The organism is bacterium, assembly GCA_030654305.1.
Classification (GTDB): Bacteria; Krumholzibacteriota; Krumholzibacteriia; order LZORAL124-64-63; family LZORAL124-64-63; genus PNOJ01.
Map to the genome: position 1 here is coordinate 1 of JAURXS010000150.1, position 22,527 is coordinate 22,527.

Sequence of the window (22,527 nt, forward strand, 5' to 3'; positions counted from 1 at the left end):
CGCTGCAGCATGCGCGAGCGGTTCACGTCCACGACGATCGAGAACAGCATCACGCCGAAGGCCCACCAGGAAGCCTCGATCTCCACCTTCCTGAAGAACAGCCGCTGCACGGCCTCGTAGACGATCCAGATGCAGGTAACCATCAGCAGGAGGGTCTCGAACAGGGCAGAGAGGTTCTCGACCTTGCCGTGCCCGTAGTGGTGCTCGCGGTCGGCGGGCCGGTCCGACACGCGCACCGCGAAGTAGGTCACCACCGCGGCCACGAGGTCCAGGGCCGAGTGCAGGGCCTCGGCGAGGATGCCGAGGCTGCCGGTCATCAGGCCGACGGCGAGCTTCAGGCCGGTGAGCGCCACCGCCGCGACCACCGACTTGCCGGCGGCGTCCTGCTTCTCGCGGACGGCCACGTCCCTGTCGTGCCCTTCCATGACCGCTCCCTCCCCCTCACTTCAGGCCGCGGAACGCCGCCATCACGCGGTGGCGGGCCACGGCGTGGTCCACGATCGGATCCGGGTAGCCGCAGCGGCGGCGGGCGGCGGGCGACGGGTCGTGGATCTCGCGCGCGCCCAGGGCCGCCAGCTCCGGCACCCAGCGACGCACGTACGCGCCGTCCGGGTCGTGGCGGCGCCCCTGGGTCGCGGGGTTGAAGACGCGGAAATACGGCGAGGCGTCGGTGCCCGTCGAGGCGCACCACTGCCAGCCGCCGTTGTTGCTGGCCAGGTCGACGTCGACCAGCGACCGCGCGAACCACTGCTCGCCCTCGCGCCAATCGTGCAGCAGGTGCTTGGTCAGGAACATCGCCGTGATCATGCGCAGGCGGTTGTGCATCCAGCCTTCGGCCGCGAGCTGCCGCAGGCCCGCGTCGACGTAGGGGTACCCGGTGCGCCCCTGCTGCCAGGCCGCCAGCTCGTCGTCGTCGCAGCGCCACGCCAGCCGCTCGGTCCCGATCTTGAACGCGCGCCCGCGGGCCACCCGCGGGTAACCCGTCATCACGTGCCGGTAGAACTCGCGCCAGACCAGTTCCTTCACCCAGACCGCCGGTCCCATCCCGAGCGTGTCCAGGAGGCCGCCGTTGCGACTCAGGACCGCGGACAGGCACTGCCGCGCCGAGACCGCGCCGACGGCCAGGTACGGCGACAGCTCGCTGGTGCCTCCGGCGAGTTCGGCCTGGTTGCGCCGCTCGTGGTAGAGGTTGATCGGCCCGGACACGAACTCGTCCAGCCGGCGCCGGGCCGTGCGCTCCCCGGCGGGCCAGCGCGACGGCGGCACGGCGGATCCGTCGAAGGCGCCCCAGTCCGACGGGCCCGGCTCGGGCTCCACCGCGCGCGACGGGCGTCGGGACGGGGCCGGCGCCGGCTCGGGCACGCCGGCGCGCAGCAGGCTGAGGCGCCAGTTGTTCCAGTAGGGCGTGTACACCGTGTAGGTCCCGCCCTGGCGGGTGGCGAGCGACGTCGGCGGCAGCACGGTCTGGTCGTCGTGGAGGTGCCAGGCCAGGCCGGCGTCGGCGCAGGCCTGCGCGGCGGCGAGGTCGCGCTGCAGCTCGTTCCACTCGGGCTCCGCGTTGCAGAAGACCGCGTCGCAGCCCGCGCCCCGCGCGGCGGCGACCACGGCCGCGGGCGCCGCGCCGAAGCTTCCCGCCGCGCGCACCAGCAGCGGGATGTCCAGCGCCGCCAGGTCCGCGCCCAGCCGCGCCACCGACCGCTGCAGGAAGTCCACGCGCGGCCGGCCCCAGTCGTGCTCGCGCCACTGGTCGGCGCAGACCAGGAACAGGGCGGCGACGGGCCCTTCGGCGGCGGCGCAGGCGGTGTGCAGGGCGGAATTGTCGGTGGTCCGCAGGTCGCTGCGGAACCAGACCAGGGGTCGCATGCGGCGGATCACCTCGTTCTTCGCGGGCGCGGGTTGGATCGACACTAGCCTCTCATTCCCGCCGCCGCCAGCCCGGATCGCGGCGGGCGGGTGACAGACGCGCCCCGCGGCGTTAGATTCCCCACCTGGTCCGCAGATCCCCGAACCCGGGAGCCTCGCCTTGAAGATCAAGAACCTCGCCGACGTGCCGCGCGAGACCGTGACGATGGACGGCGTGCTCGGCGCCACCAAGCAGCTCGTCATGGGCTCGGCCGACGGCGTGCCCAACTTCTCGCTGCGCGTGTTCACCGTGGAGAAGGGCGGCCACACGCCCTGCCACAGCCACCCCTCGGAGCACCTGAACTACGTCATCAGCGGGCACGGCGAGCTGCGCGACGCCGCCGGCGCGGTCCACCCGCTGGCGCCCGGCGACTTCGCCTTCGTCTCCCCGCACGAGACGCACCAGTTCCGCAACGCGGGCGACGAGCCCTTCGTCTTCGTCTGCGCCGTGCCCCGGCAGTACGAATGACGACGGGACGGGCATGCTGCTGATCGCCGTCACCGGTCCCGTCGGCTCGGGCAAGACCACCCTGCTGGCCACGCTCGCCGCCTGGTCGCGCGCGCAGGGCCTCGCCCCGGACGGCTTCCTGGCCCGCGCCGTGCGCCGCGCCAACCCCCTGCTCGGCGCCGCGGGCTACGAGCTGGAGTGGGTCGCCGACGGGCGCGTCATGCCCTTCGCCGAGCGCTCCGGCCCCGGGCGACCCGCCTACGTCTTCTGCGCCGACACCCTGAACGCCGCCCGCGTCTGGGCGACGGGCCTGCGCGACGAGGCGCCCCGCCCCCTGGTCGTGCTCGACGAGTTCGGCCTGCTCGAGGCCCGCGGCGAGGGCCACCTGGCCCTGTGGCCCGACCTGGCGGCGGCCGAGCCCGAGGTCGTGGTGATCTCCGTGCGCACCGACGTGCTCGACGCCGTCAAGCAGCGCCTGGGCCGCCCCTTCGACCTCGTGATCGACGCCGGGGACCCCGACGCCTGGGAGAAGCTGCGCAGCGCGTGCCGCGAGCACCGCGACTGGATGCGCGTCGGCGGCTACGGCGCCGGCGCGGGCGGCCTGGAGATGAGCCTGGGCTCGGCGCTGCACGGCATGAAGATCCCGCTGCGCGGCCTGCTGATGTCCAGCCTGCAGTCCTCGGTGATGACGCTGGCCGGCTCCGGCCTGGGCCGGCGCGGGCGCGTGGTCTGGGTGCCGCTGATCGCCGCGGGGCTCAAGGCGCTGTCGCCGGCGGGCAGCCGCCTGCGGCCGATGCTCGCGATCTCGATGCAGGGCCTGCTCTACGGAGGCTCGGTCACGGTGCTGGGTTGGAACGCGCTCGGCGTGGGGCTGGGCGGCTTCCTGATCGGCGTCTGGGCCGCGTCGCAGGGCATCATGCTGCAGTGGCTGCTGGTGGGCGAACACCTGCTGCGCGCCTACGATGCGCTGACCGGCTGGGTCGCGCACCACTGGCACGTGGGCGCGCCGGCGCTGGGCGCGGTCATCGCCGGCTGGATCGTGCTGTGGGGCGCCGTCGCCAGCGCCGCCACCCTGGTCACCTGGCGCCGCCGTTCGCTGCCGCGCCGCTTCCAGGAACTCATGTCCCGCCGGCTCGAGGGCCTGCGCGACCCCGACGCCCCGCCCCCGACGCGCCGCCAGGCCGTGCTCAGCGGCCTGCGCGACCTGTCGCGTCCCGCCTTCTGGCTGCCGCTGCTGGTCATCGCCGCGGTGGTCCTGGCCGCCGGCGCGTCCTGGAGCGACGCCGCCTGGATGGGCGTGCGCGCCGTCACCCTGGGCTTCCTCATCTTCACCGCGGCCCGCTCCTTCGAACCTCGCCGCCTGGCCGCCTGGCTGCGCCGGCGCGGCCACTGGGGCCCCGCCGTGGCCCTGGAGAAGGCGCTGCGCGGGCGCGAGCGTCACCGCGGCTGAACGCGGGGATTCATCGAGTTTTCACGCCGCCGTCATCCCCCCCTCACACGACCTCTCTATCATGTTCCCGTGAGCTGAGCCGTCGGAAGCTCCGGGTCCAGGCAGCGGCCCCCCCGAGGACCACCAAGCCCGACCCCCACCCCGGCCCGGCACCACACCTCACGCTGTGGAGACATGGGCACGGTCCAGCACCCTTACGAACAACCCAGAGGACCGCGCCCTGTTCTCCCGGCGACACTTCCAGACCCGGGAGGACCGGCGTGTTCGAAGCCTTCAAGCGGTTGCGCTGGGACTGGCGCGACGACATCGGCCGCTTCAACCTGCTCAACGCCGTCTGGATGCGCACCCCCGGCACCCTCGGTTTCATCTGGCGCAACCAGCACGTGCCGCGGCGCTTCCTCGCCGCCGGCCGGGGCATCATCATCCACGAGGGCGTCCGCTACCGCGGCGTGCACAAGATCCGCTGCGGCGACCGCGTCGAGATCGGCGTCGGCTGCTTCCTGCAGGCCAGCGGCGGCCTGCGTCTGGGCGACGACACGATCCTCGGCCCCGGCGTGAAGATCTGGACCGTCAACCACCGCTTCGCCGACCTGCGAAAGGCGATCCAGGACCAGGGTTTCGAATACGATCCGGTGACGATCGGGCGCGGTTGCTGGCTGGGCGCCGACGTCTTCGTGATGCCCGGCGTCGACCTGCCCGAGGGTTGCGTCGTGGCCGCGCGCAGCGTGTTGGCGAAGAAGGCCTACCCGCCGTTCTCGATCCTGGCCGGCTACCCGGCGCGCGTCGTGGGCCGGCGCGACGTCCCCGGTACGGCGGCGCGGGCCGAGGTCGAGAGCCTGATGGAGGCGGTGGGAGCATGACCGAGAGCTACGACATCATCACGCGCGACGGCGGCCTGCGGCTGTTCAAGGCGGACCCGCAGTGGGAGCGCGAGCGGCTGGTGAGCGTCTCGGCCCCGGGGCTGGCGGCGCGCTCCCTGCGGTTCCCCGCCGGGCAGGACATCCTGGACGTCGTCGGCCTGCCGGCCTGGGCGGACGTGACCGTGTCGGTGCATCACGTCCACCCGCTGCGCCGCCTGGTGAAGCGACCGGTCGTCCTGCAGGCCCGCCCCAAGACCCGTCGCCTGCGCGGGCTGATCACGGGTTCGGGCCGCTGCGGGACGCAGTCGGTCGCGCGCTGGCTCGACGGGCGGACCGACCTCGACGGCGGCGCCCTGCGCGCCCGTCACGAATCGCTCTGGCACTACCTGCTGCCGATGATCGCGGCCGGCCGCGTCGAGGACGTGCGGGCGATCATCGCGGGCTTCACGCACGAGATCGAGTGCGCTCCGCACTTCTCCCTGCTGCCCGACGCCATCGAAGCCGGCGCGGTCGTCCGCCTGATCCGCGACGGCCGCCGCGTCGTCCAGTCGGGCCTCAACCGCGGCTGGTACGTGAAGGAAGGCCCCTGGAACCGCGTGAAGCCGGTCTTCCCCGGCGACGCCTTCGCGCAGTCGTGCCGGTTCTGGGTCCACGCCAACCGCAACCTCGAGCGCGTCGCCACGCACACCTTCCGCCTCGAGGACCTGACCGCCTCGCCGGCGACGCGGGCCGCACTGCTGGCCGCCCTCGGGCTGCCGCCGGGCGGCCGACCCCTGCCGACCGCCAACGCGGGACAGGTCTCCTCCCAGACCGACCGCTGGTCCGAGGAGGAGCACGCGACGTTCGAGGAGATCTGCGGGGAACTGATGGACGAGCACTATCCGGGATGGCGGCGTGAGGCGGGAGCACCGCAAGGCGCCGCCGGTTCGCCGCTGATGCAGGTCGCCGGAGCCGGCTAGCGGCGGCCGTTCAGACCCCCGCGGGCTCCCCGTGGGCGCCGTCCGGCGCCCTCTCGCAGAAGAGGCTGTCGACGTCCCAGCCCTCGCGGCAGACGTCGTGCAGTTCCTCGACCAGCCGCACCATCTCGAGGTCGTTGGCCAGGAGGTCGACGTCGCCGGCGCGGTCGTCCTGCCCGACGCCCCTGGCCTCGAGCTGCGCGTACGTCTCCTCGATCTCGTCGAGCGCGAGCTGCAGGCTGAGGTCCACGTACTCGTTGACGAGCGCCGGCGTGACGTCGGGATCCCCGATCCCGACCAGGCTGCCGCGGATGACGCCCCGGAAGGCGTTGACGGCGACGCACACGTGCTCGAAGGCGAAGCCCTGCCGCCGGCGGTGGTAGGCCAGGAGCCGCGCGTAGGTCCGCACCAGCGTGCGGTCGCGCGTGCGCATCGCCCCCACCAGCACCTCGAAGAACAGGGTGACGTAGGCCTGGAGCGACGCCTCCGTCATGCGCCCGTAGTCCCGGAAGTCGCGGTCGCGCTGCTCGCGGCGGATCGCGGCGGTCACGTCCAGGACGATCCGTTCCCGCGCCTGCCGCAGGTGGCTGAACATGACGAGGTTGGGCCGCCGCGCGGCGTGGACGATCGCCGCCTCGTTCCGCAGCCGCCACAGCTCGGGGTGGGACTTCATGTTCTCGACCAGGATCAGCAGCCGGCGCTTCAGGTCGTACCGCGGCGTGGGCGCCCAGCCGAGCTGCGCCTGCGTCCGCGACGCGTCGACCCGCAGCTCCCTGTCGATGTAGCGCATCATCCAGGTGCGCTCGAAGGGCGGCCGCCCGAGCAGATCGAGGGCATACTGCCGCAGCGCCACGGCCGGGTAGGCGAGCGCGCGCGGGACGTGGACGGGGCGGCACTCCAGGCCGTGCAGGAACCGCGTGGCCGCGCAGTAGAGATCCTGGTGCGACGTCGCGTGCGACGGGCTGGCGTTGAAGACGGAACACGGCGGCAGGTCCTCCGCCACCTCCGCGACCCGCAGCAGCAGCGCGGTCAGGTCGTGGATGTGCAGGTACGGCACGGCGCTTTTCCCCCGGCCGCCGAGAAAACGCGAGTTCCAGTCGTCGGAGAGCCAGGTGTGCAGGAAGGCGTACACCGGCGGGTACTCGCACCAGTCGCTGTAGATCGCGGCCAGGCGCAGGATGCTGCGCCGGAAGCCCCCGGGATGGTCGCGGATGAGCCGTTCCGCGTCGCGCTTGCTGCGGGCGTAGGGGAAGTCCGCGTCCGGCTCGCTGTCCTCGGTGAGGCTCGCCCCCGCGGCGGGGAACCGGCAGGCCGCGAGCGAACTGCTGTAGATGAAGTGACGGGCGCCGATCGCCTCGGCGAGGTCGAGCACGTTCTGCGTCCCGACGACGTTGGTCCGTTCGTACTCGAGATGATCCCGGTAGGTGAAATCGTAGTACCCCGCGAGGTGCAGCACGTGGTCGGCGCCCCCGTGCTCCTCGATGCAGCGGGCGACATCCAGCAGCGCGTCGCGGTGGGCGATGTCGACCTGCGTCCAGCGCTGGTTCTCCAGGTGCGGCACGCCCGCCTCGAATTGGGAGCGGCGTGCGAGGCAGAACAGACGGAACTTGCCGTTCGCCGCCTCCAGGAAGTGGCGGCCGACGAAACCGGACGCGCCGGTCACCAGGATGCCCGGCAACCGCATGTCCATGGCCTGCTTGCTCTCGACCGTCATCGGATCCTCCTCGCCGCGGGGGGGCGGCCCGGCCGGCGCGCGAACGCCAGGACGGCGGCGATGCCGCCGTCGAACAGGCCCGAGGCGAGGATCAGCGGGATCTGTTCCACGAAGCAGTAGTACGACAGCAGGAAAACGGCCGCCGTGACCTTGACGAAGACGATGTACGGGACCAGCAGCGAACGTTCCCGTACCCTCCAGGCCGCGCGGCCGTAGAGCGCGACCATCAGCACGTGGAACACGCCGCCCTGCGCGGGGAAGAAGGGCGATCGCATCCCGCCCCAGCCCGCCCGGTCCATCAGCGCGTCCGGTTGCGCGATCAGGATGAGGCCGGTGACCAGGGAGTGCAGGGCGACGCAGGACAGGAAGCACGTCATCGACGCGGCGGACTTCGCACCACCGCCCCCGAGTGGGGAGCCGACCTCCGAGGAACCTGCCGACATGCCGCGGCCCTCCTGTCGGCATCAACTTGCATCGCGGCGCCTGCAGAGTCAATTCGATAGCGGATAATAAGTTAGGCGATATGAATAGCGAACGCAGACTAACGTTCGAGTCGCTTTGTCTTCAGCTCGATAGCGACGTCACGAACCGCGCCACCAGGTTCCCGGTCACCTCGCGCCGGTACCCTTCCGTCGACCGCACGTCGTCGATCGGCGTCACCTCGTCCCGCGCCGCGGCGGCCGCCTCCCTGGCCAGGCGTTCGAGGTCGGCGACCCGCCCGCCCTCCAGGATCGCCATCGCCTCGCGGAGCAGGACGACCGTCGGCCCCACGCTGCCGGCCGCCAGCCGCACCTCGCGCAGCGCGCCGTCCTCGACCCGCGCGCAGGCGGCCAGGTTCACCTTGGCGATGGCCTGGGCCCGGCGCGTGCCCGCCTTGCGGAACGACTGGCAAGTGCCCGCGACGGGGACCGGCACCACGACCGCGGCCACCAGCTCGTCGGCGCGGCGCACGGTCGCGCGGTAGCCGGTGAAGAAGGCGTCGGCCGCGACCTCGCGCACGCCCGCGGTCGAGACCAGCCGCACGCGCGCGCCCAGCGCCAACAGCGGCGGCACGGCGTCGGCGCCGGGCGAGCCGTTCACGAGGTTGCCGCCCAGGGTGCCGAGGCTCTGGATGGCGGGCGCGCCCACGGTGCGCACCGCCTCGCGCAGGCAGGGCAGGTCGCGCGCGACGTCGGGGTCGCGCAGCAGGTCGACGTAGGGTGTCGCGGCGCCGATCACCAGGGCGCCGCCCTCGCGGCGCACGCCGTTCACCTCGTCCACGCGGCTCAGGTCGAGCAGGGCCGCGGGCGAGACGATCTCCTCGTGCAGCAGCACGCCCAGGTCGGTGGCGCCGCCCACGACGGTGACGCCGCCGCGCGCCAGCAGTCCGCACGCCTCGCGCAGCGTCGTCGGCAGGTGCACGGCCACGTCGTCGCCGGGCGAAGCCTGCGGCGGCGACCAGGGACCGGCCGCGGGCTCGTCCCCGCAGGCGCGCCGCGGCGTCCGCGCGGCCAGTTCGACGGCGCGCACCACCCGCTCGTAGCCGGTGCAGCGGCAGAGGTTGCCGGCCAGCGCCTCGCGAATGCGCGGGCGCGACGGCCGGGCTTCATCGTCCAGCAGCGCGCGCGAGGCCATCACCAGCCCGGGGATGCAGTAGCCGCACTGCACGGCGCCCTCGGCGACGAACGCGGCCTGCACCGGGTCGGGGCGCTCCTGCGTGCCCAGCCCCTCGACCGTGCGCACGACCCGGCCGTGGGCGCGGTAGGCGGGCAGCAGGCAGCTGTTGACCAGCCGGCCGTCGAGGATCACGGCGCAGGCGCCGCACTCCCCCTCCCCGCAGCCCTCCTTGGCGCCGACCAGGCCCAGGTCCTCGCGCAGCACGTCCAGCAGGCGCTTGAGCGGCGGGACCTCGAGGTCGCGATGCACGCCGTTGACCCACATCGCGATCTTCATCGGCGCACCTCCCGCCAGCGTCGCAGCAGGATCTCGGGCGTGACCGGGGCCTCGAACACCTCGACGCCCTGTCCCCCGGACAGCGTGAGCGCGTCCTCGATCGCAGCGGCCAGCGCCGGCGCGCCGGCGTTCATCGGCAGCTCGCCCAGGCCCTTGGCCCCGAAGGGGCCGCGCGGGCTGGGCAGCTCCGCCAGCTCCACGTCGAAGTCGGGGGCGTCGAGGCTCGTGGGGATGATGTAGGTGGACATGCGGTCGTTCAGGTAGCGGCCGTCCTTGAGCTTCATCTCCTCGAGGTGGCCCCAGGCCAGGCCCTGCAGCGTGCCGCCCTCGACCTGCCCGACGCAGAGCACGGGGTTGACGGCGCGACCGATCTCCACGACGTGGGTCAGCTTGACCGGCCGCACCTCCATGGTGTCGACGTCGACCTCGACCTCGGCCACGGCCGCCGCCCAGGACCAGCCCTGGTAGGCGTCGCCGTGGTGGTGGGCCTGGTCCCACGCGATGTCGGGATCCGGCTCGTAGGTCGCGGTCGCCGACAGGCCGGCGTGGGCGGCGGCCGCGAGCGGGTCGGCGCACTTGTCGCCGGCGAAGGCGCGGGCCTTGTCCATGAGTTCCCGGCAGGCCGCGACCAGGATGCGCCCGACGACCATCGTGGTGCGCGACGCCACCGTCGGCCCCGAGTCGGGCACGGCCGAGGTGTCGGGCTGGTGGAAGCGGATCCGCGCGACGGGCACCCCGAGGGCCTCGGCCGCGATCTGCGGCAGCACGGTGGCCGCGCCCTGTCCCATCTCGACGCTGCTGACCAGCAGGGTCACGGCGCCGTCGGGGTCGAGACGCACCGCCGCCCGGCCCTTGATGCGGTCCTCGCCGTCGCCGGTGAAGCCGCCGCCGTGCAGGCAGAGGGTCACGCCCACGCCGCGGCGCAGGGCGCCGCCCCGCTCGTTGCCTTCGCGCGCCTCGCGCTTGCGCTGCGCGTAGCCGGAGCGCTCCAGCGCGCGCTCGAGCACCAGGTCGGCCGCGGCCATGCCCGGCCGCAGCGTCTGCCCGAAGACGAAGGTGTCCCCGTCGCGCACCAGGTTGCGCCGGCGCAGCTCGGCGGGATCCAGCCCGAGCCGGCGCGCCGCGCGGTCCATCTGCCGCTCGCAGGCGAACGCGGCCTGCGGCACGCCGAAGCCGCGGAAGGCCCCGTTGGGCGGGGTGTGCGTGGCCACGGTGCGGCCGCGGATGCGCGCGTGCGGGATGCGGTAGGGGCCGGCCACGTGCAGCACGCCGCGCGACAGGACCACGGGGCTCAAGGTCGTGTAGGCGCCGGCGTCGAGCACCAGATCGATGTCGACGGCCAGCAGCCTGCCTTCCCCGTCGAAGGCCGAGCGGTAGCGCGTGCGCGACGGGTGCCGCTTGGTCGTGCAGGCGACGTCCTCGCGCCGCTCGTAGATCATCGACACCGGATGCCCGCAGCGCATGGCCAGCACGGCGGCCTGCAGGGCCAGGATGGACGGGTAGTCCTCCTTGCCCCCGAAGGCGCCGCCGGTGGGCGACTGCCGCACCACGATGCGGTCGCCGTCGAGGCCCAGGGCGCGCTTCATCGCGCTGTGGATGTAGTAGGGACACTGCAGGGAGCCGAGGATCTCGACGCCGCCGTCGGGGCGCGGGGTCGCGACGATTCCCTGCGGCTCGAGGTACATGTGCTCCTGGTAGCCGGTGTAGTAGGTGCCCTCGACGACCGTCGCGGCGTCGGCGAAGACGGCATCGGGGTCGCCGCGGTCGATGCGGTACTCGGCGACGATGTTGTCCGCGCCCCAGACCGGGCCCTCGCCGCGCAAGGCGGCGTCGAGGTCCAGGACGGCCGGCAGCTCCTCGAGTTCGACGGCGACGGCGGCCAGGGCGGCCTTCAGGGTGTCGCGGTCGGGGGCGGCGACCAGCGCGACGGGCTGGGTGGCGAAGCGGATCTCTTCGGCGGCGAGCAGCGGCAGATCCTCGCGGACCATCGCCACCAGGTTGGCGCAGGGCAGGTCCGCGGCGGCCAGCAACAAGGCCTGTGCCGGGAACGCCGCGGTCTTCGTGACCGAGACCAGGCGCGCGTGCGGGAGCGGCGAGCGGACGGCGGCGCCGAGCCAGGCGTCGGGATGTGGCTCGTCCGGCAGGAACCGGGTGGCGCCGGTCACCTTGCCCCAGGCGTCCAGGCGGGGGACGGGAGCGCCGACGCTGCGGTGGTCGCTGGGTGCGGGCATGGGTCGGCTCCCGGGGCCGGATGGCGGTCGAAGCGCGGATCGGAGCGACAACTTAGCACCGGAGACCGGCTTCGGTCCAGTCGGGACGCGGCCCGCCCCAATCGCCTTACCGATATAGCGCCTTGATGCCGCCCCAGTCGTAGCGCTCCGCGGGGACGGTCCCGGTCAGCACGAGCCGCACATCGTCCAGCACGCCGTAGGTGTCGATCGTCGGCCAGCACATGCCGACCAAGCCGATGCTGACGCCCAGCCGCACGTGCAGGTCGGCGCCGAGCAGCCGGTCGTAGCCCATCACACCTATCGGGCAGCACGACAGGAACGACGCCGTCAGGTCCGTGATCTGCCCTTCCACGAGCCTGAATCCCGTGAAGAAGAAGTCGCCCGGGAACGCGTCCGAGGAGAGTTCCAGGGTCAACTCGGGGATCAGCGGGGTGGCGAACGGATCCTCGATGTCGCACATCGCCTCGCCGGCGACCCACTGGCCGGAGATCACCGCGGTCAACTGCTCGATGGACGCCACGTCGTCGGGGATCGCGAAATCGAACGACCGGCTCGTCGGGTAGCCGAAATCCGGCAGCATCGTCGTGCTGTACTCGTAGCCGCCGGCCAGTCCCGTCAGCGGGACGTCGATCGCGGCGGCGGGGCCGGCGAAGCAGGTCATCACGAACAATACGGGACACGAGACGCGCAGAGCGGCCATCTTCCATCGACGCATGATCGGCATCCTCTGTTGGAGCCATGACATGGAACACACGATTCGACAACGGCCGTCCGCGGTTCGCGGCCACCGCGGCACGCTCCGGCCTTGATCCTACCATCTTTCCGGGATGCTGATAAGGGGCCGCCGGCGCGGGCGCCTGGTGAACGACCTTGAAGTCCCCATCCCGATCCCGGGACGTCACGGCACCGCGCGCTGCAGGGTCGTCAGCAGCGAGAACCGCGAGTCCCCTTCGGCGGTCAATCCGCTCATGACTTCCGCGCTCACCTGCCGGTATCCGGTTTTTGTAAAATACAGGTAACCCTCCGGCAGGTCGGCCCTCAGATAGAGGGTGTAGTCGCCGTTCCCGTCGGTGGCGGCGGCGGCGCCCGCACCCGACTCCAACCGGACACTCACCTCCGCGAGACCCTCGCCGGACAGCCCGTCGACGACGCGACCGTTCAAGACCGGGCACGCGGCCGAGTCCGCTTCAAGGTCGGCAGCATCCAATCGCAACGTGAACCGCCGCGCGTACTCGCCTGTTTCCTCGGTTTCCCAGTCCCCGTCCGTCGGCGGACAGATCTGCCGCAACAAGCCGCCGCCAGGCTCTTGACGCACCGAAACGCACCAGACGCACTCCGCCAGCTCCGGCCGCCAGAAGATCGCTTCCGGCATCGGCAACGTGACGTCCGTGTGCGCGGGAACAGCCGCGGATGCCTCCGTATGCCCTCCGAATACCGGGCCCGCCAATCCGACCCGGAGATCCAGGTCGCTGGAGTTGTCGACCCGGAACTCGGCATGCCACAGGTGGTCGGCCACGGGTTCTTCGTCGGGCCCTCCGCAACCGGAGAAGGAGACGGCGGCGAGCGCGAGCAGCATGCAGGTTGCCGGCATCTTCATCGCGACCCCTCCTGACACCCGACACCTGGACGAAGCCGCGCCGCGCGACGGCGTCGGCACGTGTTCTTCCGCCCTGCCGCAGACTACTGCTTCCGGTAGTCGTCGAGCCGGAAATCGCCGCTGTCCGCTGGCGGCATCAGTACGGCGAGGACGAGGTAGACGGCCAAGCCCGCCCCGCCGGCCACCGCCATGAAGATGAAGACAACCCGCACCGGTCGCGTCTGCCACCCGAAGTACTCGGCGATGCCGCCGCAGACGCCGACCAGGACTCTGTCGGCCGACTTTTTCAGAACACGTCGCGCCATGGCCCCATCCCTTTTCAAGAATACTCGGAGCAGCCCGTCAAATCGCCCTCGTTCGTTCCGCCCGCCGCCACCGGCTCCGCGAACGCCAGCACGTACCCGTCGGGATCCAGACTGTAGGCCGCCCGGTGCCCCCAGTCGCGCGGCGCCATGGCGCTCAATTCCCTCGCGCCGGCCGCCAGCGCCCGCCGGTGGTACGACTCGGGCGAGGCCGCCACCAGGTACACCTCGCCGCGGATCCCGCCGCAGGGCATCTCCCCCGACGGCAGGTCCAGCAACCTGGTGATCCCGCGTTCGGGCATCAGTCCCAGGATCGCCCCCGCACCGATCTCGAATTCCGTCATCCCGGGCGCGTGCAGCGTCGGCGGCGCACCCAGCACGCTCTCGTAGAAGGCGCGGGCGGCCTCCTGGTCGCGGACGTAGAGGATGAAGTGGGCCCTGGACGCGCCGCTCACGATAGCCACCGCCTCTGCTAGCGCTGCACGATGAGCTCCCGGATTTCGATCGAATTGGCTCTCGCACCGTATCGGTCCGGCCGCCCGCCGTCAATCCGCCGGCGTCGCCCGCGGGAATGAAAAAGGCCGCCTCCCCAAAGGAAGACGGCCTTGACGGAAGTCGCTTCAAATCAGCGATACAAGGTCTTGATGCCGCTCCAGCTCATCTCATCCGCAGGAACCGTGCCCTGGTCCAGGACCACGTTGTCCGCGTGGACGCGGCAGCTGCTGTCGACGTTCGCGCCCGTGACGGCCTCGATCTGGATCGTCAGGAAATCCGTGTTGGCCGGGGCCTGGAACGAACCGCTGTACGTGGTCCACGCGTTCCACGGCCAGAAGGGCCCCATCAGGCCGGAGCCGCCGATGACGCCGCCGTTCGCCTGCTCGGCGAAGATGTTGACGAAGAGCACGCCGCCGACGTCGGCCTGGTCGAGCTTCAGGTCGAACGAGTAGAGGACCGGCCCCGGAATCCCGCTGCCGGCCGGAGTGGACTGCTTGAGCACCAGCGCCAGGGCCTCTGCCTGATTGTCCAGGAACGCGTTGTGCGTCCCGGTCGCCGACGGGCCGTTGTCACCGGCCAGGACGGTGACGACGGAGCTGGGGCTCTGCCCGAACACCAGCCAACCCGTCAGGTCGCCGGTCTCGAAGCCGGGATTCGACAGGAGGTTTTCGGCCAACGCAACACCCACTCCACCAGCCATGGGAAGTGCCAGCACCGACAGGATGCTGCCGGTCACCAGAATGGATTTCACAAGTTTCATGACGATTCCCCTTTCAATAGTCCCTTACCACATCGCGCGAAGATCCTCGAGTCCGGCGCCATGTCGCTCTCAGTTCGATCCGTGATGACATGCCCGCTGCGGGCCATGAAGATCGGATCGAGGCGACCAGACCGACTCAGGACCACTTTACACTATGTTCGGAAACCGTACAATCTCTTTTTCCAGCCCGACGCACAAAACCAGTATTTTCATAACTTGTTTTATTAATGTATCTTATGAACATCGCAAGGCTTGCGTCCACGGAGTTCCACAGACCGGCATGATGCTCCTCTCTTCGAAGAGCCCCATGACGGCGAGCTTTCTTGATTGTTCTGATACCGAACAAAGCGTATGATCCCGTTCATGACTTGGCCCGTCCGGAACCGCGTGTGGCGACCAGCACGGGCTGCGACCCCGCCTTCTTCAGTCCGCAATGGAATTGGGAGAATCACCGTGAAGAAGCTCCACCTGACGCTGGCGATCCTGTTCTTCGTCTGCAGCCCCGCTCTGGCCCAGGTCGGCGACCTGCTCTGGGAAGAGAATTTCAACGACCTGGACGACTGGCTCACCATCACCGGGAACGGTTATTGGGGCTGGGGCAACGGCGAGCTGGAATTCTACAAGCAGGAGAATGTCGGGATCGCGCCGGTTCCAGGGGAAGCCGGGAACACGGCCCTGCGCATCACCGCCAGGCAGGAGAGCGGGCCCGGCATCGTCGATCAGTGGGGCAATCCCCTGTCCTACACGTCGGGAAAGGTCGTCAGCAAGTCGTTCGTGACCGTCAAGTACGGCATGATCGAGTGCAGGGTGCGCATCCCGGACATCGATCTGGGCGGCTGGCCCGCGGTCTGGCTGCTGGGATCGGCCAACTATGCCTGGCCCCGTTGCGGCGAGATCGACATGATGGAGATGGGATCCAAGCAGGCTTTCAGGGATCTGCACGACACGCACAACGGCGGCAACGGGCTGAACAATGCCACGGTCAATCAGTCCGTGGCGGCCAACGCCATCTACTACTCGGCCGCCGCCGTCACGCCGGCGAATCCATCCGGGGCGGCCAGCCTCTCCTGGGACCCGGACGACGATTTCTGCCGTCCGTATTACTCCTATGCGAATCCGCTCGTCGAGCGCTTCCTGGTCTACCGGCTGTACTGGGACGAGACCAGCCTGCGCATGACCGTCGTCGACGACGGCGTGGAGCACGACCTGTACACGTCCCCGTTCACCATCGACAGCGCATCCGCCGAATTCCAGGCACCCTTCTACCTGATCGCGAACCTGGCCGTCGGCGGGGCCTTCACCGATGCCTACCATCTCGGCGACCCCGGCAGCGGTCTTCCGGTCTCGATGCCGTTCCCGGCCGAAATGTACGTCGATTACATCCGGCTGTACGAATGGAATGGCCGGGGCGAAGTCAGCCTGGGACCTCCGCCCCAGGAGACCGGGACGTTCGGGATCTATACCGACGAAACGCCCACCGATGACGAACTGGTGCCGGGCGTCTCCGCGGAGATCTACGTATGGGAGGGCACCCTGACCAACGGCTCCCTCGCCCCTTACGAGGGCGACAACGTCCTCACCTGGCAGACCGCGGGCAGCGGCTGGTTCGGAGCCGGCATCATGTCCATGCAGCCGGTGAACCTGTTCGGTTTCGGCGACGGGCACCTGAAGTTCCGCATCAAGATCCCCGCGAACGTCACCTTCAAGATCGGGGTCATCGACACCTGGGGCAATCAGTACTACGTCCGCTTCCCGGCGAACCAGACGACCTACGGGCTGGTGCGCAACGGCGACTGGGGACAGGCCTCGATCCCCGTCAGCGACCTCAGAGGAACGGCCATCGACCTGCGCCTGCTGAGCTACGAATTCGTCATCCTCGAGGAGAACGGCACGGCTTGCATGTTCGCCCTGGACGACATCTACTGGGACGGGGGCGGTAGCACCGGCGCCCCCGACGGGGGCGTCGTCTCCGGGAGACGGTTGGATCTCCACCCCAACGCGCCGAACCCCTTCAACGCCCGGACGGAGATCCGCTTCGACCTGCCCGCTGCGGGCATCTACGAATTGGAGATCTACGACGTCGCCGGCCGCAGGGTGGCCGGCTTCGACGGGGTGGGCTCCACCGGAGCCAACTCGCTGCTCTGGGACGGCCGTGACGACCGGGGCACCAACCTGGGGTCGGGCGTCTACTACTACCGCCTCCGGGCGGGTGCGGATTCGGCGACGCGGAAGATGATCCTCTTGAAATGACATGGAACGGCTAGTCAACGGAGAGCGCGCCAGTCTTTGGGCCCCGGCCGGCATCGGCCGGGGCCTTCTCCTGAGATCGGAGAGAAGCCACGACGCTACTTGAAAATGTCGAAATTCCCCAATAACCACCAGAGCACCAGGAAGACGACGACGGTTCCGAAGCAGCCGCCGCCGAGTTTCTTGGCTCCCCATCCCGCCGCCACGCCGCGTAGAAGTTTGCTCATGATCAACATCCTCTCTTGATCCAGTCACGATACGCCAACCGGTGACAGGTCCACCTCCCAATCGGACTAGAGATCTGCCGCGAACGTATCCCCCCGCTCCACATCTCCCGTCTCGAACCCCAGCCTGAACCAGTGCTCCCTCTGCTCCCCGCTCCCGTGCGTGAAGCTGTCCGGCACCACCCGACCCTGCGTCTGGCGTTGGATGTTGTCGTCCCCGATCGCGTTGGCCGCCGACAGCGCCTCCTCGATGTCCCCGGCCTCGAGGATCGCGAACCGCCGCTCCGCGTGATGCGCCCAAACCCCCGCCAGGAAATCGGCCTGCAGCTCCAGCTTCACCGACAGCGCGTTCATCTCCCGCTCGTCCACCCGACCACGCTGCGCGTCGACCTGATCGGTGAGTCCCAGCAGGTTCTGCACGTGGTGCCCCACCTCGTGCGCGATCACGTACGCCTGGGCGAAGTCCCCCGCCGCCCCGAACCGCTGCTGCAGCAGTTCGTAGAAGCTCAGGTCGATGTAGACGGTCCGGTCGGCCGTGCAGTAGAACGGCCCCACCGCCGCGCCCGCATACCCGCACCGCGAGCTCACCGCGTCGTTGAACAGGACCAGCCGCGGCTCCTCGTACGTGCGCCCCATCTGCGAGAACAGCTCGCGCCAGACGTCCTCGGTGTCCGCCAGCACCACCGAGACGAACCGCGCCCCCTCGTCCGAAGAAGCGTCGACGGGCACGCCGGCCTGTTCCGTCCCGGTGGAGCCGTCCGGCCCCGTCGACGTTTGCTCCAGCAGCGCGCTCGGGTCACCCCCCAGCAGCATGTACACGATCACGACGATGATGCCGACGCCCCCGAGCCCGCCGCCGACCATCATCCCCCCGCCGATACCCCGGCGGTCCTCCACGTTGCCGCTGCCGCGACGTCCCTGCCAGCGCATGGCGCCTCCCTGTTGCGAGTACCATCCAGCCGGCGAGCCGGCGTCAGAGCGCCGGCGACGCCTCTTCTTCCCCGAGCCCGTCAAGAAGCTCCTGGGCCCGTGCCCTAACCGCTGCGTAGAGGTCCCCGTTCACGGCCGGCAGTGCGGCGAGGATCGTCAGGATCTCCCGATCCGTGGCAACCGCCGGGTTGCCAAGCAGGTCCTCGCCGATCTGGACCGAGGTGTGCGTAGAAAGCAATGCAGAGATGGCGAGCAGGGCGCTGCGGCTGGTCTGTTCATCCCGCGCCAGCGCCGGCAACAGGATTCTGAGGCACGCATACCGGTCCACGTCGTAGAGGTCGAACCAGGTGTCGACGTCGAAGAGGGTGGCATCCGATTCCAGGATGTCGTAGGACCGCCCGGCATCCGCGACGTAGCCGTGATAGTCAAAAAAACCCAGCCAACCGATGCGCTCGCCGCATCTGACGCCGATCGCGCGGCTATAGAAGCAGCCGCTGGGACAGTCGAGCCCTTCGCCATAGGCGCAGACGAAGAACTCGCATCCGCTGTAGTCCGTGAGGAGGTGGGTATACTGGAGCGGATCGAACGGCTCCTGGGCGACCCAGTCGGCGACCGCAGGCGAGGGCGGGGTCGGGTGCCAGTCGCCGATAGCCGGGTCGTCGTCGTCGCATCCCGCCGGCAGTGTCGCGAGCAGCAAGCACCACAGCCACGATGCGTAGCGCATGTTCACACCGTCCTCGTCGATCAAGTAGCGAAGCACGATCGGCACGTGGATGGGTCACCACATGATAGCCCGCACGGCGCGGCAACTCAACGACGGATGCGCAGGTTGAGGCCTGGCGATGGCGTGACTCTCGTGACTACTGCAGCGCGGCCCGGACCACCGCGGTATCGGTGTACTGTCGGAACCTCGCGACCTTACCGTCCCGGAACTGCCAGACGTGCGCGAAAGGCGCCGCGAAGTTCTTGCCGGTGGCCTTGAACTTGCCGCTGTAGGTTCCCAGTGCAACGACGGTGTCGCCGTCGGCCACGAACTCGCGGGGAACCGCCGCGAACCCGTCCCACTCGGTGCCGAGCTTCATGAACACGCCCTGGAGCACCGCCTCCGGGCCCACGTACGTTCCCCCGTAGGGGAAGCCCTCGGCTTCGGTCCAGCTCACGTCGTGCGCCAGCACCGCCAGCACCGCCGGCACGTCCCCGCGGGAGAAAGCCTCGTAGGCGCCGCGGATCGCGGCGAGGTTGTCCACCATGGATACTCCTTGAGAACCGCAACGGAAGCGGCGTCGCCAGCCGATGACGTTGCCGTTCGGGTGGGGTCGGTCGTCGTGCATCACCTCGAACAGTCGATGCGGTGGGTCAGGTCAAAGTAGCCCGACACCGCCCAACCGTGAGGGCAGTGAAACGAAGGATATCATACGATATCAGTCTTATTATTGCCCGACACCGTGACGGTCGTGTCGGCGGACCTGGGGGCAGGGTGTCGCGGACTCGCAGGTAACCGCCTGAACCCTGAACGACTTGTGATCAGCAGCCGAGACGGTCCGCGCCCAGGCCTCGCGAAAGCCGTGCTCCTCGGAGAGCCGTCCGAGCAGTTCGGGAGGCACCAGTCGCATGGACGTCGCTGACATACGGGTCGAGCCCCGCGATCCTCTGCCCGAACCGGAGCCGCGCATTGCGGTAGCCGGTCGGGGGTGCGGAAAGCCATCAGATCACCTTCGTCAGCCAGTGCATGATGTTCAGCGCGAGTTGCCGATTGTCGTAGCCCGGAACATTCATGCCGATCGGCCTGCCGTCGTAGCCGCTGAACTGCGCCGAGTGCATGGCGGCCTCCCCGAGCACGACCACGCGCCCGTTGCCGTATTCGAGCGCCAGCCCCTGCGACCACCCCGGGACCGCGGCGGGCTCCCCGTACGTGACGCTGACGATCACGTCGTCGCCCCGCTTCTCGACGGTCGCCTCCGGCGGGCGGGCCACCGCGTCGGGCGAAAGTCGCAGGAACCCGGCCGCGGGCGGCTCGGCGAACACCGCCTCGCCGGTGAAGGTCAGGACGCGGCCGACCCGTTCCGCGGCTTCCCGGCCCTCGACGATGGGGTGCGCGACGAGCCCGGCGTTCTCCCGCGAGAAGACCAGATGGGTCGATTCGTAGGCCGGGTCGAAGTGGACCGGATCCTCGATCTGCCCCCGGCTCAGCTTCACCCCGAATCGGTCCGCTAAACATGCGGCGGCGTGACCGGTAGGATAGTGGTCGGTGACGAGCAGCAGGGCCCCGCCGGCACGGACCCATTCCTGGATGGCGTCGCACTCCGCGTCGTCGAAAGCGGGATCGTCGTTGCGGTCGTTCGTGCCGACCGCGTTGACCACGACCAGCACGGACGCCGGAGCGAGCCCGTCGGTGGTGATCTTCCGCGTGTTCCGTTCGACGCGGTAGCCGTCGGACTCGATCAGTTCGACGAACGGGCGGTAGCTCTTGCGCGCGCGGTGCCAGTTGTGGTGGGCCTCATCGAACAGCGTCAGGGGACCGCCGGCCTCGTACGCGGGTCTCGCCGCGCGCGTGTCGAAGTCCACATCGACCTTGTCGCCGGACGAACAGCCGGGTACGCCGGCGGCCAGCGCCAGCGCCGCCAGCAGGCGAAGCAGCCTGCGGGTCAACTCGCTCTCCTCACGGTGATCGGCCTCACCGCGCCAGCACCACCCGCCGCGTGACCGCTCCGCCCGCCGCCGACAGCCTCATCAGGTACACGCCCGCCGGCGCGTCACGCCCCGCCGAATCGCGCCCGTCCCAGGTCGCGGCGAAGTGATCGGGGCCGTCGGCCGACATCACGGGCGTCGCCACTTGCCGTCCTGCGAGGTCGTACACCGCGAGCGTGGCCGTTCCCCCCAGCGGCGCCGAACCCGCGAGCGCGATCCGCGAGCGCCCGGGGTTGGGCCAGGCAGCCAGTTCGAGCCCGCCGACGACGGTCGCCGGTGCGCCCACCATCGACTGCGGCCGCGCCAGCCACACCCGCCGCGGCTGCGGCCCGGTTTCCAGCGTGTCCTGCCGCGTCCAGGCGAACAGCGGCTCGCCCTGCGCCGTCACCTCCAGCGCGACGTGCAGACCCAGGCTGCGCCGCTCGTGCGCATCGAAGATCGCGCTCCCGTCCTGCCACGCGCCGCCGACGCGGTGGTGGTACTCGAGGTCGGTGCGGCCGGGCTCGAAGTCGTAGCCGTAGGAGGGCTGGACCCAGAAGGCGTGGATCTCGTCGCCGGCGCCCCAGGCGATGCGCGGCGAATGCGGCCAGTCGTTGAAGTCGTGCGACGTCATGATCGAGAACGTGCCCGACCAGACGCCCAGCGCGTTCTGCTCGCTGAACACGACCGTATTGCAGGGGCACGTGGGCTGCGGTTCCAACGCGAGCAGGCACTGGCTGCCGTCGTCGCGGCCGCGCACGTCGAAGACCGACCCGTACCACAGGTGCGGCAGCGGCGCGGCCGGCTCCCAGCCGCCCTCGTCCAGGCCGGTGAGCTGGGCGAGCCGCGCGAACTCCGGGATGAAGTAATAGCGCGGCACGGGCTGCAACGCGCGCGGGTCCGGCGACGGGAACGACGCGACCTGCGCGGCACCCCATTCGTTCCCGCAGCTCGCCACCATCGCCGGCGCGTCGTGGCCGCCCTTGTGCACGCGCACGAACCAGTCCTGCCCGACGGCGCCCGCCCGCACGGTGTACGCGAGCCAGCCGACGTTCCAGCCCGGCTCCGCGCAGCCCTGCAGGTCCAGCGTCACGTCGGAGAGGTCCAGGCCCGTGACGATCGTCTGCGGCGAGTCGCCCCAGGCGGAACCGTCGCCGTAACGGTAGTGGATGTTCTGGCCGTTGATCCAGACCAGCAGGAACCCGCGCCAGGTCCAGGCCGCGACGGGATCGTGCCCGTTGCCCTGGCACTCGGTCGGGTATTCGTCGATCCCGTCGCCCGCGTGGGCGTCGACGAACCTCGTCCAGACGCCGCCCGCGTACTCCTCCCAGGCGACCAGCGCCGCGTCGCCGGGCGAGACCGCCAGCGTCGGCCGGTCGGCGTCGGTCTCGTTGTCGCCGAGCTCCTCCACGAGCCACTCGGCCCCGGCCGGACCGGCCGCGCAGGCCAGCACGCACAGCACCGCCCACCATCGCATCGTCATCCGCCCACCTCCCGCAGCGGCCCCGGGTCGGACACGGGCCGATGATACCACGACCGACCGCCCCCCGGATCTGGCGTTTGTGCCTGCCGCGGGATCTGCTACTCTGTCGGCGTGGGGACGGGCCGGCCGCGGCCCGCCGACAACCGAAGACACACGGAGGCGACGTCATGGCAGAGAAGGGCAGCAAGGACAAGGGCAACCGCGAGACCCGCAAGAAGCCGCAGCATACAGCGAAGGAGAAGAAGGCGCTGAAGAAGGAGAAACAGTCGAAGAAGCCGGAATGAAGCCCGTCCGCAGCGTCGTCGAACGGCTGCTGTGGCTTTACCACG

The 22,527-nt window shown here is 70.3% G+C and carries 22 protein-coding genes; 5 read left to right on the forward strand and 17 right to left on the reverse strand.

The features are described 5' to 3' along the window. Together Q7W29_03950 and Q7W29_03955 are read right to left on the reverse strand one after the other, a co-directional pair. Positions 1 to 425, reverse strand: a 425-nt coding sequence (locus Q7W29_03950; GenBank protein MDO9170966.1) for a cation diffusion facilitator family transporter, incomplete at its 3' end; no start/stop codon positions are given. A gap of 16 nt (positions 426 to 441) precedes the next feature. Next, complete coding sequence (locus Q7W29_03955) at positions 442 to 1,863, reverse strand: FAD-binding domain-containing protein (protein MDO9170967.1); 1,422 nt, start codon at positions 1,861 to 1,863, stop codon at positions 442 to 444. Between the two features lie 160 nt (positions 1,864 to 2,023). Between Q7W29_03955 and Q7W29_03960 the strand changes: the two genes are divergently transcribed. From Q7W29_03960 to Q7W29_03975, 4 genes are all read left to right on the forward strand, one after another. Next, complete coding sequence (locus tag Q7W29_03960) at positions 2,024 to 2,371, forward strand: cupin domain-containing protein (GenBank protein MDO9170968.1); 348 nt, start codon at positions 2,024 to 2,026, stop codon at positions 2,369 to 2,371. A gap of 13 nt (positions 2,372 to 2,384) precedes the next feature. After that, positions 2,385 to 3,800 (forward strand): nucleoside-triphosphatase, encoded by a 1,416-nt coding sequence (locus Q7W29_03965; GenBank protein MDO9170969.1) that lies wholly within the window; start codon positions 2,385 to 2,387, stop codon positions 3,798 to 3,800. A gap of 260 nt (positions 3,801 to 4,060) precedes the next feature. Next, a complete protein-coding gene (locus tag Q7W29_03970; protein MDO9170970.1) occupies positions 4,061 to 4,660 on the forward strand; it encodes an acyltransferase in 600 nt (199 codons plus the stop codon). Continuing rightward, on the forward strand, positions 4,657 to 5,619 hold the full coding sequence (locus Q7W29_03975; protein MDO9170971.1) for a hypothetical protein: 963 nt from the start codon (positions 4,657 to 4,659) through the stop codon (positions 5,617 to 5,619). The genes Q7W29_03970 and Q7W29_03975 overlap by 4 nt, the downstream gene beginning before the upstream one ends. Before the next feature lie 10 nt (positions 5,620 to 5,629). Here Q7W29_03975 and Q7W29_03980 read toward each other — a convergent pair whose 3' ends face one another. The 9 genes from Q7W29_03980 to Q7W29_04020 all read right to left on the reverse strand — a co-directional run bounded on the left by Q7W29_03980 (position 5,630) and on the right by Q7W29_04020 (position 14,623). Beyond that, positions 5,630 to 7,330 carry an NAD(P)-dependent oxidoreductase gene (locus tag Q7W29_03980; protein MDO9170972.1) on the reverse strand — a complete coding sequence of 567 codons (1,701 nt, stop codon included), beginning with the start codon at positions 7,328 to 7,330 and terminating at the stop codon, positions 5,630 to 5,632. After that, a complete protein-coding gene (locus tag Q7W29_03985) occupies positions 7,327 to 7,707 on the reverse strand; it encodes a hypothetical protein (protein MDO9170973.1) in 381 nt (126 codons plus the stop codon). Before Q7W29_03985 ends, Q7W29_03980 begins: the two co-directional genes overlap by 4 nt. Positions 7,708 to 7,894: 187 nt before the next feature. Continuing rightward, on the reverse strand, positions 7,895 to 9,262 hold the full coding sequence (locus Q7W29_03990) for an FAD binding domain-containing protein (GenBank protein ID MDO9170974.1): 1,368 nt from the start codon (positions 9,260 to 9,262) through the stop codon (positions 7,895 to 7,897). Continuing rightward, positions 9,259 to 11,493, reverse strand: a complete 2,235-nt coding sequence (locus Q7W29_03995; GenBank protein ID MDO9170975.1) for a molybdopterin-dependent oxidoreductase — start codon at positions 11,491 to 11,493, stop codon at positions 9,259 to 9,261. Before Q7W29_03995 ends, Q7W29_03990 begins: the two co-directional genes overlap by 4 nt. Before the next feature lie 106 nt (positions 11,494 to 11,599). Next, on the reverse strand, positions 11,600 to 12,208 hold the full coding sequence (locus Q7W29_04000; GenBank protein MDO9170976.1) for a hypothetical protein: 609 nt from the start codon (positions 12,206 to 12,208) through the stop codon (positions 11,600 to 11,602). A gap of 183 nt (positions 12,209 to 12,391) precedes the next feature. Beyond that, positions 12,392 to 13,090: a carboxypeptidase-like regulatory domain-containing protein gene (locus tag Q7W29_04005; protein ID MDO9170977.1), complete on the reverse strand. Its 699-nt coding sequence runs from the start codon at positions 13,088 to 13,090 to the stop codon at positions 12,392 to 12,394. Between the two features lie 83 nt (positions 13,091 to 13,173). Beyond that, positions 13,174 to 13,395: a PspC domain-containing protein gene (locus tag Q7W29_04010; GenBank protein MDO9170978.1), complete on the reverse strand. Its 222-nt coding sequence runs from the start codon at positions 13,393 to 13,395 to the stop codon at positions 13,174 to 13,176. Between the two features lie 14 nt (positions 13,396 to 13,409). Continuing rightward, positions 13,410 to 13,847: a VOC family protein gene (locus Q7W29_04015; GenBank protein ID MDO9170979.1), complete on the reverse strand. Its 438-nt coding sequence runs from the start codon at positions 13,845 to 13,847 to the stop codon at positions 13,410 to 13,412. A 170-nt stretch (positions 13,848 to 14,017) separates the two neighbouring features. After that, the gene (locus Q7W29_04020; GenBank protein ID MDO9170980.1) at positions 14,018 to 14,623 is read right to left on the reverse strand and encodes a hypothetical protein; all 606 of its coding nucleotides are present in this window, start codon (positions 14,621 to 14,623) and stop codon (positions 14,018 to 14,020) included. A 477-nt stretch (positions 14,624 to 15,100) separates the two neighbouring features. Between Q7W29_04020 and Q7W29_04025 the strand changes: the two genes are divergently transcribed. Then, positions 15,101 to 16,897, forward strand: a complete 1,797-nt coding sequence (locus Q7W29_04025; protein MDO9170981.1) for a T9SS type A sorting domain-containing protein — start codon at positions 15,101 to 15,103, stop codon at positions 16,895 to 16,897. Positions 16,898 to 16,992: 95 nt separating this feature from the next. Here Q7W29_04025 and Q7W29_04030 read toward each other — a convergent pair whose 3' ends face one another. The 6 genes from Q7W29_04030 to Q7W29_04055 form a co-directional block, all read right to left on the reverse strand. Then, positions 16,993 to 17,121, reverse strand: a complete 129-nt coding sequence (locus Q7W29_04030) for a hypothetical protein (GenBank protein ID MDO9170982.1) — start codon at positions 17,119 to 17,121, stop codon at positions 16,993 to 16,995. 66 nt (positions 17,122 to 17,187) lie between these two features. Continuing rightward, entirely contained in the window at positions 17,188 to 18,048 is an 861-nt protein-coding gene (locus Q7W29_04035; protein MDO9170983.1) for a neutral zinc metallopeptidase, read from the reverse strand. A gap of 43 nt (positions 18,049 to 18,091) precedes the next feature. After that, positions 18,092 to 18,778: a hypothetical protein gene (locus Q7W29_04040; protein ID MDO9170984.1), complete on the reverse strand. Its 687-nt coding sequence runs from the start codon at positions 18,776 to 18,778 to the stop codon at positions 18,092 to 18,094. Between the two features lie 130 nt (positions 18,779 to 18,908). Further along, positions 18,909 to 19,298, reverse strand: coding sequence for a nuclear transport factor 2 family protein (locus Q7W29_04045; GenBank protein MDO9170985.1), 390 nt, complete (start codon positions 19,296 to 19,298; stop codon positions 18,909 to 18,911). 454 nt (positions 19,299 to 19,752) lie between these two features. After that, a complete protein-coding gene (locus tag Q7W29_04050) occupies positions 19,753 to 20,697 on the reverse strand; it encodes a DUF4350 domain-containing protein (GenBank protein ID MDO9170986.1) in 945 nt (314 codons plus the stop codon). Between the two features lie 25 nt (positions 20,698 to 20,722). Beyond that, positions 20,723 to 22,198 (reverse strand): T9SS type A sorting domain-containing protein, encoded by a 1,476-nt coding sequence (locus tag Q7W29_04055; GenBank protein ID MDO9170987.1) that lies wholly within the window; start codon positions 22,196 to 22,198, stop codon positions 20,723 to 20,725. Between the last annotated feature and the right edge of the window lie 329 nt (positions 22,199 to 22,527).

What these genes read in the sequence shown, in the direction of transcription:
- Q7W29_04000 (MDO9170976.1), bottom strand. Translation starts at nt 12,208, where the DNA reads ATGCGTCGATGGAAGATGGCCGCTCTGCGCGTCTCGTGTCCCGTATTG.
- Q7W29_04030 (MDO9170982.1), bottom strand. Translation starts at nt 17,121, where the DNA reads ATGAGCAAACTTCTACGCGGCGTGGCGGCGGGATGGGGAGCCAAGAAA.
- Q7W29_03965 (MDO9170969.1), top strand. Translation starts at nt 2,385, where the DNA reads ATGCTGCTGATCGCCGTCACCGGTCCCGTCGGCTCGGGCAAGACCACC.
- Q7W29_03985 (MDO9170973.1), bottom strand. Translation starts at nt 7,707, where the DNA reads ATGACGTGCTTCCTGTCCTGCGTCGCCCTGCACTCCCTGGTCACCGGC.
- Q7W29_03980 (MDO9170972.1), bottom strand. Translation starts at nt 7,330, where the DNA reads ATGACGGTCGAGAGCAAGCAGGCCATGGACATGCGGTTGCCGGGCATC.
- Q7W29_03990 (MDO9170974.1), bottom strand. Translation starts at nt 9,262, where the DNA reads ATGAAGATCGCGATGTGGGTCAACGGCGTGCATCGCGACCTCGAGGTC.
- Q7W29_04005 (MDO9170977.1), bottom strand. Translation starts at nt 13,090, where the DNA reads ATGAAGATGCCGGCAACCTGCATGCTGCTCGCGCTCGCCGCCGTCTCC.
- Q7W29_03955 (MDO9170967.1), bottom strand. Translation starts at nt 1,863, where the DNA reads ATGCGACCCCTGGTCTGGTTCCGCAGCGACCTGCGGACCACCGACAAT.
- Q7W29_04035 (MDO9170983.1), bottom strand. Translation starts at nt 18,048, where the DNA reads ATGCGCTGGCAGGGACGTCGCGGCAGCGGCAACGTGGAGGACCGCCGG.
- Q7W29_03975 (MDO9170971.1), top strand. Translation starts at nt 4,657, where the DNA reads ATGACCGAGAGCTACGACATCATCACGCGCGACGGCGGCCTGCGGCTG.
- Q7W29_04010 (MDO9170978.1), bottom strand. Translation starts at nt 13,395, where the DNA reads ATGGCGCGACGTGTTCTGAAAAAGTCGGCCGACAGAGTCCTGGTCGGC.
- Q7W29_04055 (MDO9170987.1), bottom strand. Translation starts at nt 22,198, where the DNA reads ATGACGATGCGATGGTGGGCGGTGCTGTGCGTGCTGGCCTGCGCGGCC.
- Q7W29_03995 (MDO9170975.1), bottom strand. Translation starts at nt 11,493, where the DNA reads ATGCCCGCACCCAGCGACCACCGCAGCGTCGGCGCTCCCGTCCCCCGC.
- Q7W29_04045 (MDO9170985.1), bottom strand. Translation starts at nt 19,298, where the DNA reads ATGGTGGACAACCTCGCCGCGATCCGCGGCGCCTACGAGGCTTTCTCC.